Source organism: Chryseobacterium sp. MYb7, assembly GCF_002979455.1.
Classification (GTDB): Bacteria; Bacteroidota; Bacteroidia; order Flavobacteriales; family Weeksellaceae; genus Chryseobacterium.
Map to the genome: position 1 here is coordinate 30,761 of NZ_PCOU01000013.1, position 19,507 is coordinate 50,267.

General features: G+C 37.3%; 15 protein-coding genes. 7 read left to right on the forward strand and 8 right to left on the reverse strand.

Annotated elements, in window-relative coordinates:
* Nucleotides 1-34: 34 nt before the first annotated feature.
* The 3 genes from CQ046_RS11985 to CQ046_RS11995 form a co-directional block, all read right to left on the reverse strand.
* Nucleotides 35-382, reverse strand: a complete 348-nt coding sequence (locus tag CQ046_RS11985) for a TerB family tellurite resistance protein (RefSeq protein WP_034692300.1) — start codon at nucleotides 380-382, stop codon at nucleotides 35-37.
* Between the two features lie 106 nt (nucleotides 383-488).
* Nucleotides 489-1,598, reverse strand: coding sequence for a BT_3928 family protein (locus CQ046_RS11990; RefSeq protein WP_105702469.1), 1,110 nt, complete (start codon nucleotides 1,596-1,598; stop codon nucleotides 489-491).
* A 1-nt stretch (nucleotide 1,599) separates the two neighbouring features.
* On the reverse strand, nucleotides 1,600-2,166 hold the full coding sequence (locus CQ046_RS11995) for a DUF1599 domain-containing protein (protein ID WP_105702470.1): 567 nt from the start codon (nucleotides 2,164-2,166) through the stop codon (nucleotides 1,600-1,602).
* 396 nt (nucleotides 2,167-2,562) lie between these two features.
* Between CQ046_RS11995 and folP the strand changes: the two genes are divergently transcribed.
* The 7 genes from folP (at nucleotide 2,563) to ilvA (ending at nucleotide 10,832) form a co-directional block, all read left to right on the forward strand.
* Complete coding sequence (folP, locus tag CQ046_RS12000) at nucleotides 2,563-3,333, forward strand: dihydropteroate synthase (protein WP_105702471.1); 771 nt, start codon at nucleotides 2,563-2,565, stop codon at nucleotides 3,331-3,333.
* Nucleotides 3,334-3,701: 368 nt separating this feature from the next.
* Entirely contained in the window at nucleotides 3,702-4,574 is an 873-nt protein-coding gene (gene ilvE, locus CQ046_RS12005; protein WP_105702472.1) for a branched-chain-amino-acid transaminase, read from the forward strand.
* 179 nt (nucleotides 4,575-4,753) lie between these two features.
* A complete protein-coding gene (gene ilvD, locus CQ046_RS12010; RefSeq protein WP_105702473.1) occupies nucleotides 4,754-6,436 on the forward strand; it encodes a dihydroxy-acid dehydratase in 1,683 nt (560 codons plus the stop codon).
* A gap of 5 nt (nucleotides 6,437-6,441) precedes the next feature.
* Entirely contained in the window at nucleotides 6,442-8,166 is a 1,725-nt protein-coding gene (gene ilvB / locus CQ046_RS12015) for a biosynthetic-type acetolactate synthase large subunit (RefSeq protein WP_105702474.1), read from the forward strand.
* 11 nt (nucleotides 8,167-8,177) lie between these two features.
* Complete coding sequence (locus tag CQ046_RS12020; protein ID WP_105702475.1) at nucleotides 8,178-8,459, forward strand: hypothetical protein; 282 nt, start codon at nucleotides 8,178-8,180, stop codon at nucleotides 8,457-8,459.
* 52 nt (nucleotides 8,460-8,511) lie between these two features.
* The gene (ilvC, locus tag CQ046_RS12025) at nucleotides 8,512-9,558 is read left to right on the forward strand and encodes a ketol-acid reductoisomerase (RefSeq protein WP_105702476.1); all 1,047 of its coding nucleotides are present in this window, start codon (nucleotides 8,512-8,514) and stop codon (nucleotides 9,556-9,558) included.
* A complete protein-coding gene (ilvA, locus tag CQ046_RS12030) occupies nucleotides 9,558-10,832 on the forward strand; it encodes a threonine ammonia-lyase (RefSeq protein WP_228406937.1) in 1,275 nt (424 codons plus the stop codon). The genes ilvC and ilvA overlap by 1 nt, the downstream gene beginning before the upstream one ends.
* 403 nt (nucleotides 10,833-11,235) lie before the next feature.
* Here the strand turns inward: ilvA and CQ046_RS12035 are convergent, their stop codons facing one another.
* From CQ046_RS12035 to CQ046_RS12055, 5 genes are all read right to left on the reverse strand, one after another.
* Nucleotides 11,236-12,705, reverse strand: coding sequence for a M20/M25/M40 family metallo-hydrolase (locus CQ046_RS12035; protein WP_105702477.1), 1,470 nt, complete (start codon nucleotides 12,703-12,705; stop codon nucleotides 11,236-11,238).
* A gap of 8 nt (nucleotides 12,706-12,713) precedes the next feature.
* Nucleotides 12,714-12,950, reverse strand: a complete 237-nt coding sequence (locus CQ046_RS12040; RefSeq protein ID WP_105702478.1) for a hypothetical protein — start codon at nucleotides 12,948-12,950, stop codon at nucleotides 12,714-12,716.
* Between the two features lie 74 nt (nucleotides 12,951-13,024).
* Nucleotides 13,025-15,352 (reverse strand): hypothetical protein, encoded by a 2,328-nt coding sequence (locus CQ046_RS12045; RefSeq protein ID WP_228406938.1) that lies wholly within the window; start codon nucleotides 15,350-15,352, stop codon nucleotides 13,025-13,027.
* Between the two features lie 291 nt (nucleotides 15,353-15,643).
* Nucleotides 15,644-17,458, reverse strand: a complete 1,815-nt coding sequence (locus CQ046_RS12050; RefSeq protein WP_105702480.1) for a cytochrome-c peroxidase — start codon at nucleotides 17,456-17,458, stop codon at nucleotides 15,644-15,646.
* A 65-nt stretch (nucleotides 17,459-17,523) separates the two neighbouring features.
* A complete protein-coding gene (locus CQ046_RS12055; RefSeq protein WP_105702481.1) occupies nucleotides 17,524-19,002 on the reverse strand; it encodes an alkaline phosphatase PhoX in 1,479 nt (492 codons plus the stop codon).
* Between the last annotated feature and the right edge of the window lie 505 nt (nucleotides 19,003-19,507).

The following is a 19,507-nucleotide window of genomic DNA, read 5'->3' on the forward strand; positions in this document are numbered from 1 at the left end:
TATAGATTTATTTAAATTTAAATTCGGTTAGTGCTTATAATCCCCAAAGATTTTTCAGCAGAACGTAGAATGTATGTTCCTCTTCAGTTACTTTATTATCAGCTTTGATCAGTGATTTTGCAAACTGAACAAACTTTACACGCTCATCCTCTGTAGAGTCTTCGTGGAAACATCTTGCATGGAATTCAAAATGATCTTTCCATTCTTCAGGCTGCAGAAGAGCCAGTGTTTCAAGCTCATTATCAAGATTCATTCTGAAGGGAAATTCATCCGCCATGTATTGCTGTACCAGCATTCCTTCCTCGGGAGCAAACTCTCCGTCCACTGAAGAAAGAATCATTAATAAGTGATAACCGGCGATTGATTTATTTGATTTTTGCATGAGTTGTTGTATGTTTAAGTTTAGTGTTTAAATTTTATAATTGATAATTGGATACAAATATTTCTCGTAACCACATCATTTATAATTCATCATTCATCATTTATAATTAATTAACGTAGTCTTTTGCAGGCTGTTTGTCTATAATTTTTCCTTTTTCAAGAATCAGTACAAATGGGTTGCTTCTCGCTATGGTTTTGATAGCCGTTGCATCCATCATTGCATTTTTAATCGTTTTAAAAGTATTTGGATACGTAGAAATTCCATAGATAAGTGCTCCTTTCTGAGTATTTACTTTCGCTTCCACTTTCTGAAGAAGATCAGCGGGAACATCTTTTGGGTGATAAGAGAATACCAAAACAGCTTTTGGAGCATTGATAATCTCATTCGTAATCTCCATTCCGGTTGTGTCCTCAATCTTAAATTTCACAATTTCAGATTTGTATCCTTCTTTAGTAAGCACAGATTCATTTTTCCCCTCTTCAATTTTCCATGGAGAACCCTCTGCCCAGTATTCTGTTTTTTTGATATAATCATCTTGATTTACTTTTACAACAGCTCCTGTTTTCTGATTTTTCAGAGCATAGAAAGTCTTATATTCAGAAGGATTTTTCTCAATTTTTCCTTTTTCAGCTTTAATATCTGTTCCTATTTTATAATCACGGAAATCAATGATGGGTTCATGCATAATTCCCTGTGCCATCACGTAGATCATTCCCAAAGAAAATACAGCTAAAAGAATGTATTTAAATGTGTTGGAAGACTCTTTCTGAGTAATTCCATACGCATCTTTTTTACGGAAATCTTTTCTGTATAAGACAAAAAGAATAATCAATCCTATCAGAAGCACAACATCTTTAAGGAAGCTTTGCCAAGGCGTAAATTTGATGGCATCTCCAAAACATCCACAATCTGTTACCACATTGAAATAAGCAGAGTAGAACGTAAGGAATCCAAAGAAAACACAAAGCGCAATTAATATGGATAAGGTAAATTTAAGCTTTAATTTAAGCAGCAGCATAAATCCTAAGAAAAGCTCCAGCACGACTACGATAATCGAAAACAGCAGAGCAAACTTTTCTAAAAATGGCATATTGAAAACCGGAGGAGCAAAATATTCTTCCATTTTGAAAGAAAAACCTACCAGATCCACGGCTTTCACAAAGCCTGAAAGGATAAAAATAACAGCAATAATAAAGCGTAATAAACCTTTGAGCATATTAAATAGTTTTAGGTTGGAATTGATTTTCTTTTTCCGAGAACTTGATCAGACAGAAGACCGCATAATTCAGCATATCGAAATAGTTGGCATCAAGCCCTTCCGAAACGATAGTTTGTCCCTGATTATCTTCAATCTGCTTAGTTCTTAATACTTTCTGATAAATAAGATCCGTAATCGAAGAGATTCTCATGTCTCTCCATGCCTCACCATAATCATGATTTTTTCTTTCCATCAAAGCCTTTGCTTCATTAGCATATTTGTCATACAGACCTAAAATTTCTTCTTTATTTTCGTTGAAATCATTGGAAAGCCCTTTCTCCAACTGAATAAGTCCAATGATCGAGTAGTTCACAATGGCGATAAATTCATCTTCTTCACTTTCATCCACCATCTTTTTATCAGTCATCTGCAGCGTACGGATTCTGTTCACTTTAATATAAATCTGATCTGTAATGGAGCTTGGTCGTAAAACCCTCCATGCTGCACCATAATCCTGCAATTTTTTACCGAAAAGATCACGGCACTGACTGATAATTTTCTCGAACTGTACTGATGTTTTTAGCATAAATTTTCTTAATCTTCCAAATATACGAATTCGGTTTTAGATTTTTGAATTTGTGAAGCTGAGTTTGTGTGTCTGAAGGTAGTGGAGTGTGAGAGTAAGAGGGTTTTAGGGTTAGAGAGTTAGTGAGTGGGAATTTTTCGGGTTTGTGAGGACGAGATTTGAAATTATTTGGGGTAGGAGTGTTTAAAAGTGCAGGAGTTTAATTCATAATTCATAATTTCCAGACTTTACTTCTCATTAAAAACACATAAATCACTAATTTTGCACTATAGAAATCAGTTATCAATCATCATCCAACTCATGCTCTCCAATCCTCCAACTTTCCAACCCTCAGACTCTCCAACCTATTCAATCAATTGCAATGGTCGTTTAATACAACTAGACACTCCAAAGATCATGGGAATCCTCAATATGACGCCGGATTCTTTCTCTGACGGTGGGAAATTTAATAATGAAAAATCAGCATTGAAACACGCTGAAAAACTATTGAAGGATGGGGCTGAAATATTGGATATTGGTCCCCAGTCTACACGTCCCAATGCCGAATTCTTAAGAGCTGATGAAGAAGTAAACAGAATCGGAAATCTCATTTCTCTGATCAAAAAAGAATTCCCGGAAGCGTTGGTTTCTCTTGATACTTTTTATGCAGAAACAGTGAAATTCGGATTTAGCGAAGGAATTGATCTGATCAATGATATCTCAGGAGGTCAATATGATCCTGAAATGTTTGCTGCTGCAGCTGAGACTAAGCTTCCTTACATCCTTATGCATGTAAATCCTTCCTACCAAACCATGCACGATAAAATAAAATTCGATGATATTACGCTGGAAGTGAATCAATATTTTGCTAAAAAAACAAAAGAACTTTTAGAAAAAGGGGTGAATGATATCATTCTTGATCCCGGATTTGGTTTCGGAAAAACTGTCGAAGATCAGATGAAAATGATCCATGAAGTTGAGTACCTCGGATTCGAAAAATTTCCCCTTTTGATAGGGATTTCCAGGAAGTCATTTATCTATAAACCACTTGGGAAATCACCCTTGGATATCAATGAAGAAACACAAAAACTTCACACGAAAGTACTGGAACAGGGAGCGAAGATTTTGAGGGTGCATGATGTGGCTTCAGCAAAGGAAACGTTGACTCATTTTTTACGAAAAAAATAAAAAGTGTAAAAAAAACTTGTGAGTAATTAAAAAGTTTATACATTTGCAATATGAATTTTACGAATCAGAAAAATATTATTGTCATTTCTATTATCGCTGTTGTCATTAGCAACAGTAAAGAAACGGCATTTTAAATAGATTTAAATTTAAATTATATATAAAACCGTTTCAAATTATGAAACGGTTTTTTTGTTTTAATTTTATAGTACAAGAATATGTATCAGTTAGTATCAGTAATTATTATCGTCATTATTATTCCCTTGCGTCTGTGAGAAGGAAAGTGTATGACTGTACATATATTGAGCCCTCTCACACTGTGAGAGGGCTTTTTTTATTCCCAATTTTAATTTTTTTTAAACCAATATAAAATGTATTACAACGACGAGACGACGATCTACTTTGACGGAAAATTTATGAAAGCGAAAGATGCAGGAACAGATCTGTATGGACAATCACTTCATTATGGCTATTCTGTTTTTGAAGGAATTAAATCCTACAGCACAGATCAGGGAACCAAAATCTTCAAAGCAAAGGAACATTATGAAAGATTGAAAAGATCAGCAGAACTGATGCATATTCCTTTCGATTATTCTGTTGAACAGCTTACAGATCTTACTTATGAACTTCTGGAACGCAACGGTTTTACAGATGCTTATATCCGTCCGTTGGTCACGTGTTCGCCTAATATGTCACTTTCAAAAGGACAAAAATCTTATCTGTCACTTCTTGCCTGGGAATGGAATAACGGGTATCTGGCAGACAAAATGAAAATTATGACTTCCCCTTTTCAACGTCCTAATCCTAAAGCATTCAAGGTGGAAGCTAAAGTAGGAGGGCATTATGTAAACTCAATACTGGCGTGTCAGGATGCTAAAGACAAAGGGTATGATGAAGCGCTGGTTCTGGATGAAAACGGAAACGTTGCTGAAAGTTCAGGTGCCAATGTTTTCTATGAAAAAGATGGGGTTTTATATACTCCGGGCAAAGGAAGTATCCTTCCGGGAATTACAAGACAAACCGTTTTTGAGATCTGCGAAAAGCTTGATATCCCGGTAAAAGAAACCTTTTTCAAGCCTGAAGAAATGAGAGGGGCAGATGCAGGCTTTTTCTGTGGTACAGCAGCTGAAATTGTTGCACTGAATTCACTTGATGATGTTCCTTTTGCCAAAGACTGGGAAGGTACAGCAAGTGAAAGAATACAACAGGCGTATTTGAAATTAGTAAGAGTTCTGTCATTGTAAATTTTTAATATTTAAATGGTTGACTATCAGTTAAATGATTCTATTTTCTTAATCGTTGAATATTGTAGATTTAGGAAAATCGAAAATGAAAAGAATATTACAAAATGTAGTTTTGGGTCAAAATTTAGTAAAGAACTCCATTTTAAGAAGAGGAAAAGAATAGAAAATGCAGGAAAAATATGTTAAATAAATATTCAAAAACATTCACGCAGAACAGTGAGCAACCCGCAGCCAAGGCAATGTTGTACGGGATAGGATTTACAGAAGAAGATATGCACAAGGCTCAGGTCGGAATTGCCAGTATGGGTTATGACGGAAATACCTGTAATATGCATTTGAATGATCTGGCTCAGGTAGTAAAAAAGGGAACATGGAATCATGGATTAGCCGGATTGATTTTTAACACTATCGGAGTAAGTGACGGAATGAGCAACGGAACAGATGGAATGCGCTATTCCTTGGTAAGCCGTGATGTAATTGCAGACAGTATCGAAGCCATCTGCGGAGCGCAATACTACGATGGATTGATCGCATTGCCAGGATGTGACAAAAATATGCCGGGAACTATTATTGCGATGGGAAGACTGGACAGACCATCCATCATGGTGTATGGAGGGACAATTGCTCCAGGCTGCTACAAAGGAGAACAGCTTAATATCGTTTCTGCCTTCGAAGCGTTGGGTAAAAAAATTGCAGGCGAAATCACTGAAGAAGACTTTGATGGAGTTGTAAAGAATTCATGCCCGGGAGCAGGCGCATGCGGTGGAATGTATACTGCCAATACAATGGCTTCTGCTATCGAAGCACTAGGAATGAGTCTTCCATATTCTTCTTCCAATCCGGCTTTAAGCAAAGAAAAGCAGGAAGAATGTCTTGAGGCAGGAAAATACCTGAAAATATTATTGGAAAAAGATATTAAGCCTTCGGATATCATGACCCGCAAAGCTTTTGAAAATGCTCTTCGAATGATTGTTATTCTTGGAGGAAGTACCAATGCAGTTTTGCATTTTATAGCCATGGCAAAAAGTGTCGGAGTACCGCTTACTCAGGATGATTTCCAGAAGATGAGTGATAAAACTCCGGTGCTGGCAGACCTGAAACCAAGCGGAAAATATCTGATGCAGGATCTGTATGAACATGGAGGAATACCATCTGTAATGAAATACCTTTTAAACCAGGGATTATTACATGGTGATTGCTTAACAGTAACCGGAAAGACATTAGCTGAGAATTTAGAAAATGTTCCTGATCTGGATTTTAATACTCAAAAAATTATAAAACCATTGTCAGAACCTGTAAAAGCTACCGGACACCTGAGAATATTATACGGAAATCTTGCTGAAAAAGGAAGTGTAGCCAAGATCACAGGGAAGGAAGGAGAACGTTTTGTAGGAAAAGCCCGGGTATTTGATGGCGAAAAAAATCTGATCAGAGGAATTCAGGATGGAACTGTTCAGCATGGTGATGTCATTGTCATCCGTCACGAAGGCCCGAAAGGAGCTCCCGGAATGCCGGAAATGCTGAAACCTACCAGTGCATTGATAGGAGCAGGTTTGGGAAGCAGTGTTGCTTTAATTACAGATGGAAGATTTAGCGGAGGAACCCATGGTTTTGTAGTAGGACATATCACTCCGGAAGCGCACGAAGGAGGTCTGATAGCTTTTGTAAACGATAATGACCTGATTGAAATTGATGCCGTAAATAACACCATACAGCTCAAAGTCTCAGAAGAAGAAATAGAAAGAAGAAAGAAAGGATGGCAAAAACCACCTCTTAAAGTACAGAAAGGATTGCTTTATAAATATGCATTAACAGTATCATCAGCGGCAGAAGGCTGTGTAACAGACGAAATCACTCAATAAAAAATATGGAAAACCTGAATATATCAACAGAAATACAACTGAGCGGAAGCCGGATCATTCTTGAAGCCTTTCTTCAGGAAGGGGTGAAAACCGTTTTCGGATATCCGGGAGGTGCTATTATCCCTATTTATGATGCCCTTTACGACTATAAGGAGAACCTGAAACATATATTGGTACGCCACGAGCAGGCGGCAGTACATGCAGCACAGGGCTTAGCAAGAGTCTCAGGAGAAGTCGGGGTTGTATTGGCAACCAGTGGTCCCGGAGCTACCAATCTTGTAACCGGTTTGGCAGATGCGCTATTGGATAATACTCCTTTGGTATGTATTACAGGGCAGGTTTTTGAACACCTTCTGGGAACAGATGCCTTTCAGGAAATAGATGTAATGAATGTCACAAGTCCTGTTACCAAATGGAATTATCAGGTGACCGATGCCAATGAACTTCCCGAAGTATTAGCGAAAGCATTTTACATTGCAAAATCCGGCCGCCCTGGCCCTGTATTGATTGATGTGACCAAAAATGCCCAGCTGCAGTCTGTTGCTTATAAAGGATATTCACCATGTAATTCATTGAGGAGCTATAAACCGGATCCAGATCCATGTCTGGAAAATATTGAAAAAGCTGCAGAGCTGATCAATAATGCAGAAAGACCATTCATCATTGCAGGGCAGGGGATTATGCTGGGGAAAGCCGAAAAAGAATTTTTACAGCTTGCAGAAAAATCAGGAATTCCGGTAGCTTGGACGGTTTTAGGAATGAGTGCTATTCCCACAAACCATCCTCAAGCTGTAGGAATGGTAGGAATGCACGGAAATTATGGCCCGAATATATTAACCAACGAATGCGATGTTTTAGTAGCTGTCGGGATGAGGTTCGATGACCGTGTGACCGGAAGACTGGATCAATATGCAAAACAGGCCAGAATTATTCACCTGGATATTGATAACGCTGAGATCAATAAAAATGTAAAAGTAGACGTTCCGGTTCTTGGGAACTGCAAACATACTCTTCCTCTTCTTACGGAAAGGATTGCAAAAAGAGAACATCATGACTGGCATGAAAGATTCAAAAAATGTCATGAAGTTGAAACTATCAAGCTGATCAATACAGAGCTTTATCCTGAAGAAGGTGAGATTACCATGGGAGAAGTTATCCGTTACCTGAATGAAATGACAAAAGGTGAGGCGGTAATTGTAACAGATGTGGGACAACACCAGATGGCAACATGCCGTTACTCTCATTTCAAACATTCCCGAACCAATGTCACAAGTGGAGGTTTAGGTACAATGGGATTCTGTCTTCCCGCAGCAATAGGTGCATATTATGCAGAAACCAATTACCCTGTTATTGCGGTGATGGGGGATGGCGGTGCTCAGATGAATATTCAGGAACTGGGAACCATTATGCAGTACCATCCGGAAGTGAAGATTTTAATTCTGAATAATTGCTATCTGGGAATGGTAAGGCAATGGCAGGAGCTGTTTCACGAAGAAAGATATTCCTCAGTAGATATCCAGAGTCCGGATTTTGTTCAGGTGGCAAAGGGATACAATATTTCAGGAAAGAAAGTCTCCGAGAGAGAAGACCTGAAATGGGCTCTTCGTGAAATGCTGGATCACAAAGGATCTTTTCTCCTTGAAGTAATGACTGGAAAAGAGCACAATGTATTTCCGATGATCCCTCAGGGAAAAAGTGTTTCGGAGATTGTATTAAATAATAAAGCTTAAAAATAAAAAAGATGAAAACAGATCATAAAGAATACACCATAACGGCGTATACAGAAGATTATTTAGGATTGATCAGCCGCATCAATGCTATATTTTCAAGAAGAAGAATTTCTATGGTAACCTTCAATGTAGGGCCTTCAGAAATAGAAAAAGTAAAAAAGTTTGTTATCGTAATCAGAGAAACAGAAGATTCTGTTCAAAAGATCAGCAGACAAATGGAAAAGCAGGTAGACGTTCTGGAAGTACATTATCACAGAACTCCATACCTGACGGCAGTAGAATATGCTAGCTAAGCACAAAAATTAAACATCATAATCAAATCAATAATAAATAAAATCAAAAAAAATGGCAAAATTGAATTTTGGAGGAGTAGAAGAGAACGTAGTAACTAGAGAAGAATTTCCGTTGGAAAAAGCTCAGGAAGCATTAAAAAATGAAGTCGTAGCTGTAATTGGATATGGGGTACAGGGACCGGGACAGGCTTTAAACCAGAAAGATAACGGAATCAATGTTATTGTAGGGCAGAGAAAAAACTCCAAATCATGGGATAAAGCAGTAGCAGACGGATTTGTACCGGGAGAAACCTTATTCGAAATCGAAGAAGCATTAGAAAAAGGAACCATTATCTGCTATCTTTTGAGTGATGCCGCACAGATAGAATACTGGCCAAAAGTAAAACAGCATCTTACTCCAGGAAAAGCATTGTACTTTTCTCATGGTTTTGGAATCACATTCAGCGAACGTACAGGAATTGTCCCTCCAGCTGATGTAGACGTATTTTTGGTTGCCCCAAAAGGTTCAGGAACATCATTGAGAAGAATGTTTTTGCAGGACAGAGGTTTGAACAGCAGTTTTGCCGTTTATCAGGATGCAACAGGAAAAGCCAGAGAAAGGGTAACTGCATTAGGAATCGCGATCGGAAGTGGATATCTTTTTGAAACCGATTTTAAAAAAGAAGTATACAGCGATCTTGCTGGCGAGCGTGGAACATTGATGGGAGCTGTACAAGGAATATTTGCTGCTCAGTATGATGTATTGAGGAAAAATGGCCACAGCCCTTCCGAAGCTTTTAACGAAACCGTAGAAGAGCTGACCCAGTCATTAATGCCTTTAGTAGCAGAAAACGGAATGGACTGGATGTATGCCAACTGTAGCACCACTGCTCAAAGAGGAGCTTTAGACTGGTGGAAGCGTTTCAGAGATGCTACTTCGCCTTTGTTTGAAGAATTGTATGACAATGTAGCGAAAGGAAATGAAGCACAACGTTCGATCGACAGCAACAGCAAACCGGATTATCGTGAAAAATTGGAAGCCGAACTTACTGAGCTGAGAGAAAGCGAAATGTGGAAAGCTGGTAAGACGGTGCGAAGCCTGAGACCAGAAAACAATTAATGACTAAACAGATGATGAGAGAGGGAGTAAGTTCTTCCGTTTTAGAGAATGTCTATAAAGCAGAGGAACGATTAAGAAATGTAGTGGTAAAAACACCTTTGGCTGTCAATAATAATCTGTCAGCTATTTATGAGTCGAATATTTATTTTAAAAGAGAAGACCTTCAAAGGGTGAGATCCTATAAAATACGAGGAGCCTATAATAAGATGGCCACCATGTCTGAGGAAGAACTTTCAAAAGGGGTTGTTTGTGCCAGTGCCGGAAATCATGCGCAAGGCGTTGCTTTTGCGTGTCAGACAATGAAGGTCAAAGGAACTATTTTCATGCCTTTGCCTACACCCGGACAAAAGCTTGAACAAGTAAAGATGTTCGGAGGAGAATACATAGATGTTATCCTTTTCGGAGATACTTTTGATGCGGCGAAAGATGCAGCGATGAGGTTTTTGGAAGATCATAACAGTGTATTTATCCATCCATTTGATGATCCTGCTATTATTGAAGGGCAGGCGACAACGGCACTCGAAATTCTGGAACAGTCAGAAGGCATGGTAGATTATCTTTTTGTTCCGATAGGTGGTGGTGGGCTGGCAGCAGGAGTCTGTACGGTATTTCAGTATTTGTCCCCACAAACAAAAATTATTGGTGTAGAGCCCTCCGCAGCAGCAAGCATGAAAAAAGCCCTTGAAAAAGGAAAACCAGTTCTTCTTGAAAAGATAAGCCGTTTTGTAGATGGAGCAGCGGTACAGCAAGTAGGAGACCTCACTTTCGAACGCTGTAAAAATATCCTGTACGATATGGCTACAGTAGATGAAGGACTTGTCTGTGAAACCATATTATCACTGTATAATAAAGATGCTATCGTGGTAGAACCCGCGGGAGCGCTTTCAGTGGCAGCTTTGGACCGATACAGAGAGGAAATAAAAGGTAAAAATGTAGTGTGTATTATCAGTGGTAGTAACAATGATATTACCCGTATGGAAGAGATCAAGGAAAAAGCGTTGCTTTATGCAGGGTTAAAACATTATTTCCTGGTCAGATTTCCACAGCGTCCCGGAGCATTGAAAACCTTTGTGATAGATGTACTGGGTCCTGATGATGATATTACTTATTTTGAGTACACCCAAAAAAATTCAAAAGAAAAGGGAATTGCAGTCGTAGGAATTGCTTTGAAGCAAAACAAAGATTTCACTCCTTTGATCGATAAGATGAAACAATATGATTTCTTTGTCAACTATTTGAACAATGATCCTTCTCTGATGAATTTGCTTATTTAAAATTTTTTAAACCATTAAGGATGATTAAGTTTTTAAGAATAATTAAGCAGAAAGCTTCATTCAACAGGGTTGAATCTTAACTTTCCTTAAATCCTGAATTTATCTTAATGGCTCCAAATCATATAATCATATCCAATATTAAATTATTTCGTTTTAAAAACAGATTCTAAAAACACAATGATGAAAAGAGCTTCACAATCTGTGAAGCTCTTTATTTTTCGACAATAATGATTAATTAAAAATATTTTTTTGAACGATTAAGGATGATTAAGCTTTTAAGAATAGTGAAGGGAAATATCTTTCGATATTTATTAAGCAAAATGCTTCATTCAAATTTATTTGAATCTTAACTTTCCTTAAATTCTAAACTCTTCTTAATGGTTCAATTCTTTTTCCTTACAAGTTATCTTTCAAGCGAAAAATTTGAAATTACTTTCGGACGCTCAGTTTCATTAGCAACTTTCCAGGATGTTCTGTACATCCATTCCGTCATTTTATACAGCTTTTTGTAATTGATATTTTCAGATTCATCCTGTGGTGTATGATATTGGTCGTGCAGTACACTGGTGAAGAATATCGAAGGAATTCCAATTTTCGCATATGGAAGATGGTCACTTCTGAAATAGAAATACTCAGTATGGCTTGGAGAATCCCAATCTTTCAGATATTTGAATTTTGTACTTTCATTATTGGCATCTTCAGCCATTTTTACAAGCTCTTCAGAATTTTTGTGAGGAGCATTTCCTCCTAATAAAGCCGCTTCATTATTATCATTTCTACCGATCATATCACCGTTCAGAACGGCTACAATTTTCTCTTTCGGAACTACAGGATGGGCTGCATGCCATCTTGAACCCAGCAAACCTCTTTCTTCAGCCCCATGGAAAACAAACAGAATACTTCTTTTTCCCGGCTGTTTTTTATATGCTCTGGCCATAGCCAACATGGCAACACAGGTACTTGCATTATCATCAGCACCGTTGTAGATGGTGTCGTTTTTTACAGGATGTCTGATCCCGTCATGATCCTGATGCCCGCTCAGCAAAACATATTCGTTTTTAAGCACAGGATCTGTACCTTCTATTTTTCCGATAATATTAACGGATGGATATTTGTAGGTTTCAGTGATCAGGTTCAGAGAAGCTTTGGGATTGTTTTTTACCCAGCCTGCATTTTCTCTTTTGATCCACAAAACAGGAATATTATTCGTGATTTTTTCTCTTAATCCTTCTACACCATAGCTTCCTCTTGTCATTTGAGGCAGTACTTCTACCCAGCTTTTTTCAGAGGTATCATCGGTAATGAAAATAATGGCTTTCGCTCCCAACTGAAAAGCTTTATCGTAATATTTATTTCTTACAAAACCAGGATATCTTCTTATAAAAAGGGTCATATCCTTAGAAATATTTTTGTCAGAAGCGTTTACGGCAAGTACTTTTCCTTTGATATTCAGTTTGGCAAGATCTTCTGGCTCTGCGTTTCCGGCATACACTATTTCTGCATCTACAGAAGCATTGACAGGTTCAGCAACTAAAAAATCTTTCCATAGTTTCAGATTTGTATCTCCAACTTTTAGGCTGCTTTGCGGGATTACCTGATGTCTGTACATGTCAAAAAACTGGAAAAAAGTTCCGTTATCTCCGGCGGGTTTCATTCCTGCTTCTTTGGCTTTGTCAGCCAGCCACATAGAAACTTTCAATTCACCCAGCGTTCCGGCTTCACGTCCCCAGAACTGGTCTGCAGCAAGCTGGTACATATCGGTACGAAGATCTGCTTCTTTGATGGCGGAAACCAATGGTTTTTTATAATTCTGTGCACCTGCAATAGCAAATAAGAAGAGCCCAAGCAGAGAAAAAACATAATTTTTATTCATAAGAACACTTAATTGAAGTTAGCCAATTTCTCCGAAAATTGTTTTGAAAATTCCTTTCTGTCTTCTTCCAGTTTGTCCTGTTTAGAAGGTAAAATATAAGTGAAAAGTATTTTGTCTTCATTGTCTAAAAAGATAATTTCCTTTTCATTTCCATCAATCATCTGTGAGAAAATTTCCCACATCGGAGTGTCTTTTAATTTTAATAATTCAAAAAACTGTTCTGCTTTGATTTCGATTTTCTGCATGTTCTTTTTATATATTATCGGTGAATATTTCTGAATTTTGATTCAAAAATAAAGATTTTGTATTTTTCAGGGTATTAAAACTCAAGAAACTTAAGCTTAAACTGGATGGCAAAATTTTCTCTGAAATGCGGAGTCGCATAATAACCCACTCTGTAGAATAAGCCCAGATTAAAATAACTGGAAAGGAAATTGTTCCATTCCAAACCTACTTCCTGATACAGGTGATCCAGTTTTCTGAACTTAAACTGATGATATTCCGGATGTTTCATATCTCCGATAGTCCCTCTTAAGACGAAATCAAAGCTGGAAACATTATGCCCGAAACTCTTGAAATACCATGGCAGTTTGTGTGTAAAGTAATACGCTACGAATCTGTCATTATAGTATTTTCCACCCTCCAGAGTAGCAAACCCAAGGTAAGAAGTAAGGTTAAAATTAAAGTCTTTACCAGGAGAGGCCAATCCGTTCATCGTAAAGTTTTTCCAGATAGGAGCTCCGCCCAGAACAGCACCTCCATACAATCTGAAACCGGTAGTCCCGATCGGTGTTTTGAAATTATGAACAAACAGTGCATCAAAACGGGAGTAATTAAAATCTCCCTGCAGCATTTTGTAACTTTGTTCATAATTAAAATAGAGCTCAGGATATCTCTGGTCAATCAGAGATTTTCCCTGTGGAGTCATAATATTGGTGGAATTCGGAGAATATTTTAAGGTGAAAAGCGTATTGAAATTTCGATAGGAAGTTCCTCTGTCTCTGAACTGATAATCAAACTCTGCTTGTTCTGTATTTCTTCTTACAGCAAGGGCAAGGGTAAGACCGTTTGTGACATCGTTCAGATAAGATAATGACATTCCTTTAAAGTGAAAATATTTGTCATTGTTTAGATTATTCCCAAAGTTCATCGTTCTCATTTTGAAATTCCAAAACTTGCGGTTGAATTCCCCAGAGGCGGTTACATCATCATACACCTCAAATCTGAAAATTGAGTTTTTTTCCAGTGTGGTTTTCATGTCAAGCCCCATTCCGTATTTCCATTTTCTGTCCTTCACTCCATAGGCAAAGTAGTAATCAGGTGAAAAATAAGGGTTAAAATTTTCATTCAGTTTGGCTTTTAAACCTAATCTGAAACCTTCATAGGAGTTATAATTGACAACTTCATCTACGGCAAAGTCTACAGATCCTACTCTGATCTGTCCGTTCAGTAATCCCGATAAAATCTGTGCTTTGGTATCAATTTTATATTTTTTACCTAAACTGTCGATCGTTTTATAGGTATTTTTTTCCCTGTCGGTAAGAGGTTCTGTTCTGTATTGATCCAGAGAATGCCCATCAATATTTTTTACAGAAAAAGTGTAGCCTTTGAAATCTTTGGGGTTCTCTTCAATAGGGGCTTCGAAATCAAAATATTTTGAAGTGAGGAAAGCATAGGTGCCAAAGCTTTTTTTGTCTTTCTTATCGTCAGGATGTACTTTGTCATCCATGGCCATTTTACCCATTTTAAGCTTGGTTTTCTCATGGGCGAGGAACCATTTGTTATTGTAAAAGACCCAGGTACTGGTGATAATTCCTTCGTTTTTATTTTTACTGAAATTTTCAATTTTTTTGACTCCGTAAGTCTCGGTATCTACATAAATAGCACCATTATACTTACGTTTTCTGTCCAGTTTTTTGTAATTCACTTCTCGGAAACGGATCACAAAGTTTTTTCTTCCGTCCAGAGTAACGGTGTCTGAAAGGAAAAATCTGTACAATCCTCTGTTTTCTGGCTTCAACTGCTCCGGAACAACATCCCTGTTACTCTGTTGAAGTGCGATCATTTCATAGATGGGCTGCTTCAGGCCGGAAATTCTGTTATCCAGAATATTGATCTTTTCCCCATATTTTTTGGAATATAAAAACTCTTGGGCTCTTTCCCAAAGAAAGAGTTTGCTTTTTGAAAATATTTTTCTTGCAGTGATGTTGTTCAGGGAGTCTTTTTCTCTTTTTTTCTTGAAAATATTGAGATCATTGAAATACTGATTAAACTGAGAAAGACTGTCTTCATCAATATCCAAAGATATTTTTTCATAGGATTTGTAGGAATAGGAGCCTAAGCTTTTTGGAGAATTTTCGTTAAATAATTTATTTACTTTTCTAAGAATTTCTAACGCTCTCGGATCACTTTTATCTTCAATGACTACCGCTTCAATATTAGTAGTAGCTGATGTTTTTTTGAGCAAAGAAACCTCCATACTGCTTTCTACGGTAATGTTTTCTTTCTGGTAAGAATCAGCATCAATATCAATATTCTTGCATCCTGTTTTGAATTCAAGAACCCCCTGTTCATTGGTATACCCGATGATTGCATTGTCACACGACACTTTAGCATTAAAAACAGGCTTTTGACTGGCGTCATCCACAACCTTAATTTTTGATTGCGAATACCCCAAAAAGCTAATCAGAAAAAATAATAACAGTAATTCCCTTTTCATGTAAAAAAACTAGGTCAAAATTAATGATATTTATTCTTGTAAAAAAGTTTTTAACAGAGTATAACATTGATTTAATCTAATGTTTTCATGGACTTCCCTCTGATCAAATTAAATAACAAAGCCCCTCAGATAGTCTTTTTGACTTTTCATTACATTTCGAATAAAAAAACTCCTGAACAGATGATTTTCAGGAGTTTTAATTATTTGTATAAGAATTGCTTATCGATCGTCCAGAGCTTTCATAAACTCAATGATATCATCTATTTCTTTGTCTGTAAGCTGTAACGGTGCATCAGAAAGGGTCTGGTTTTCTACTTTAAATCCAAAAGCCTTTCCTCCGCCTTTGTTATAGAAATTCATCACTTCTTTCAGTGTTTTGTACCCTCCGTTGTGCATATAAGGAGCTGTTTTATTACTATTTCTAAGGGTTGGTGTTTTGAAGGAATGCTGTAATGAAGGAACTGTTTCATGAAACTTTCCTCTTCCCAGATCATTGTCAAATACTCTGTTTTCTGCATTCACAGCCACTCCCAATATTTCCTGTTCGGTTTTCTTGAAATTCGGCGGAACAGTACCATTGAATAAAGGAACGAAATGGCAAATTGCACATTGGGCTTTTCCAACAAAAAGATTAAAACCACGTTTTTGATTTTCTGTCATTGCCGATTTATTTCCTCTCATGTATTCATCAAAATCAGAATTAAATTTTGCGAGAGAACGGATATAGGTTGCCAGTACATTCTGCAGCTGCCAAACCTCAGTTTTTTGAGAATGGTAGATCTTTTTGAATGCTGCCTGATAGTTTTTATCCTGATTGATTTTGGCCAAAATCACATTCAGATCACCATGCATTTCTTCTTTATTAGAGATTACATCAGAGCTTTGTCCTTCCAGATCGTCTTTTCTCATATCCCAAAACTGACCATGCTGATATCCTGCGTAGTTGAGAGAAGGTGTATTTCTTGCCAGTTCAGAATTTTCAAGGGACATCGCTTTAGCAAGCCCATCTGTAAATGCTTTCTCCGGAATATGACAGGTTGCACAGCTTCTGTTATTGCTGTTGGATAGGATTTTGTCATTAAAAAGCTGATGTCCAAGAGCCGCCTTTTCTTCCGAATATGCATATTCTTTTCCGGGAGTGAAAGCGTTAGGATTAAAAGCATTTTTAGTGAAAAAAGTAGCTGCATTTTTGTTTAAAGCAGTCGTTACTTCAACATCCGGAATGTTCTCCTGATCTTTAAAATCAAGCATCAAAGCTGTTAACTTATTCAGGTGATTCGGTATAAAATTGACGTAATCAAATGTATTTTTGTCTGTGTTTTTCTTGAGAACTTCAATGGCTGAATTGATTTCTGTTACAATACTTTTTAAGGCTTTGTCTTTCGAACGATCAGTGGAAATCTGTTCCAGAGTTTCTTTTATTCCTTCCAGAGAAGATGGCATTTCCTGTAAAAACATTCCAGAAACAGGGGTGTCAAAACCAGAAATCCCCAAGCTGGAAATTCTGAATGCTTCCTGTCTCAACGCATCAAAAACCTGATCTTTACTGATGGTAATAACCTGAAAGTTGGTTTCTATAGTATTGCTTTTATTGATGAGTTTATTGAGCATTCTCGTGACTTCCTCTTTATTCCCTTTATCATATGGGTAGAACATTTCTTCCAAAACCTGAAGTCCTTCGGGTTCTATTTCTGTATGTTCATCCATTTCAATTTCAGGAAGAGCAGGCCCGTTGATAAATCTTGCGGAGTTGGGAAGGAAGTATTCTACCGCCCATTCAATTTTTTTATAGGTTTTTCTGATGTCCTGAAATTTTTCCTGAAGAAGTTTTTCATCAGAATTATTAGAAACCAGGGTTTTAAGTTCGTTAATTTGTTTTTCAAAATCAGCATTGGTTTTGAAAATCCTGTTTTTTACAGAACCAAGATCTTCATATACGGGCGGCTGCTTATCATTTTTACAGTAATAAAGGGTGAAAAGTGCCGCTGCAGCGTATAAGATAAGAAGTGTCGGGTATTTTGAAAGTTTATGCATAGGTATGAAAAAGTATCAACAGAGATTCTCTATTGATACTTTAATTTGATATGAAGGAATTAAAACTATTTTTCTACGTTTCTGATAATTACAATCTGCCCACCTTCTTTATTGGTGTTGATTCCGGAACCGTCAGGGTTTTTGAATTTATCCAGCTGCCATGTGTGAGAGTGGATATTCACAGAGAAGGTATTTGGAATTCCGATGATGTCTGAAATATCAACCATTGCTCCGAATTCCCATGAACCGAATTTCTGGAGATCTCCGGATTGGTTGTAAGCGGTCTGCCATGCAGAATCACTTCTGTTGTGCTTCATGTTCAGCCATGGCTTGTATTGTTTTGTAGCGATATTCAGCTGCCAGATATAAGAATCGTGGTTGGCATTTTTGTAATAAGAATCTCCGTCTTCCTGGATGTATACAAAATTTTCAGTTACACATAGGTTATCAGGATTGATAAGATTGTTTCCTGGATTAGAATCTCCTTCAGCTACAACTTCTAATTTTCCTGTCAGCATATTATTAGTATTCAAGACAAGCTTGTATACTCTTCCCCACATTGTTAATCCAGCCTTTGGATTCACACCGTCAGAAGATTCTCCGGTAGCGGTAAAGTAAATTTCTCTTCCTTTTCCTGCTCCTTTTCTGTAATCTACATCTTCCACTCTTGAAAAACGGATAGCGTTGTTGTCAATGTTTTTCTGATTGATCTGAGCTCCTGTAAGGTTCTTAGCATTCGGAATTTCTACGAATTCTACATCGTAGCTGCTTCCTTTTGTCATATCCGTTTCAGTATAATTGTTGTTCGTTCTTTTTAAAGAATATAATTTACCGTTATCCAGATCTCCCTGTGTATCGGCTACATACATGATCAGCTGTCCTGCAGACTGATGAGAAGAAGAGTAAGACTGGTCTTCACCAATGATAATATAAGATTTTCCGTTAGAAACATCTTTAGGAAGCGGAACTGCATTTTCCATGGAAGCCTTTCCTAAAGCTGGCTTTACTCTTGTTTTGTCTGATGCCTGAGAAGCTGGTGCCAAAGGATTCAAAGCGTGAACCATACTTTCTTCACCAGATTCACCTGCTGTAAGGAATGCACTGAAACCATGAGTTTCAGGTGTTGCCAGTGTAGCAGAGCATAATCTTGTCATCCCTCCGGTTCCGTTTAAGATATATTCTCCTTTTACAGGCTTAAATGTTTTGTCTAAATACACTCTGGATACCGATTGTTTGATCTCATGGTTGGTGATCATCAGATAACCATCAGAGTTGGGATCTTTCATTATTCCCATTCCGTCCGGCTGGCCTCCGAAAACGAAATCTGGAGAACCAGAAAGAACATCAGAACTGGAGATAAGGGTGGTAATATTTAAATTTTCAAAACCAGGCATTCCAAAAACGAAAGCAGGCTCTTTAGAAAAATTTTCAATCTTTATTTTGTCATTGACAGGGGTATTGGAATCCCCGTTATTGTCATCGTTACAACCTTGAAAAACAATGGCTGCAATGAATAGAGCTCCAATAGTTTGGTTAATTTTCATAATTATATTTTTTGAATTTCGATTAAGGCAAAACTAATGGTCTGGTGTTAACTATGTTTTACGAGGACAAAACAATTAGTTTAATATTAGGTAATGATTTGTTAAGATAAGGTCAATAATTAGAATGGATATAAATAGAGAGACTTTGATGAAAATGTTCGTAATAAGAATAATATATTATAACGCAGTGTACGCAAAGTTTTTATTTTCTGCTTTTTTCGTTTGCAAAGGCGTTACACTCAGCTATGAAATAATTGCTTTTTTTTGCTAAATGAAATGCCTTTACGAACGAAAATATTTATGATAACATGAGTTTTTTGCGATCCTTAGCGGTTAAATAAAACATATATCTTTTTAATCCCCACGGATTTCACGAATTACACAGAGGTTTGAGGGGAAGTATGATTATTACGTACGCTTAGTCCGATCAATGAAGTTGATTCCATTCTTTGCCTCCCGAAATTATAAAGTATTATAGAAAAGACTTTGCGTTAAAGAACATAAT

What these genes read in the sequence shown, in the direction of transcription:
- CQ046_RS12035 (WP_105702477.1), bottom strand. Translation starts at nt 12,705, where the DNA reads ATGAATAAAAATTATGTTTTTTCTCTGCTTGGGCTCTTCTTATTTGCT.
- CQ046_RS12040 (WP_105702478.1), bottom strand. Translation starts at nt 12,950, where the DNA reads ATGCAGAAAATCGAAATCAAAGCAGAACAGTTTTTTGAATTATTAAAA.
- ilvE (WP_105702472.1), top strand. Translation starts at nt 3,702, where the DNA reads ATGTATTACAACGACGAGACGACGATCTACTTTGACGGAAAATTTATG.
- CQ046_RS12020 (WP_105702475.1), top strand. Translation starts at nt 8,178, where the DNA reads ATGAAAACAGATCATAAAGAATACACCATAACGGCGTATACAGAAGAT.
- CQ046_RS11990 (WP_105702469.1), bottom strand. Translation starts at nt 1,598, where the DNA reads ATGCTCAAAGGTTTATTACGCTTTATTATTGCTGTTATTTTTATCCTT.
- CQ046_RS12055 (WP_105702481.1), bottom strand. Translation starts at nt 19,002, where the DNA reads ATGAAAATTAACCAAACTATTGGAGCTCTATTCATTGCAGCCATTGTT.
- folP (WP_105702471.1), top strand. Translation starts at nt 2,563, where the DNA reads ATGGGAATCCTCAATATGACGCCGGATTCTTTCTCTGACGGTGGGAAA.
- CQ046_RS11985 (WP_034692300.1), bottom strand. Translation starts at nt 382, where the DNA reads ATGCAAAAATCAAATAAATCAATCGCCGGTTATCACTTATTAATGATT.
- CQ046_RS12050 (WP_105702480.1), bottom strand. Translation starts at nt 17,458, where the DNA reads ATGCATAAACTTTCAAAATACCCGACACTTCTTATCTTATACGCTGCA.
- ilvB (WP_105702474.1), top strand. Translation starts at nt 6,442, where the DNA reads ATGGAAAACCTGAATATATCAACAGAAATACAACTGAGCGGAAGCCGG.
- ilvC (WP_105702476.1), top strand. Translation starts at nt 8,512, where the DNA reads ATGGCAAAATTGAATTTTGGAGGAGTAGAAGAGAACGTAGTAACTAGA.
- ilvA (WP_228406937.1), top strand. Translation starts at nt 9,558, where the DNA reads ATGACTAAACAGATGATGAGAGAGGGAGTAAGTTCTTCCGTTTTAGAG.
- ilvD (WP_105702473.1), top strand. Translation starts at nt 4,754, where the DNA reads ATGTTAAATAAATATTCAAAAACATTCACGCAGAACAGTGAGCAACCC.
- CQ046_RS11995 (WP_105702470.1), bottom strand. Translation starts at nt 2,166, where the DNA reads ATGCTAAAAACATCAGTACAGTTCGAGAAAATTATCAGTCAGTGCCGT.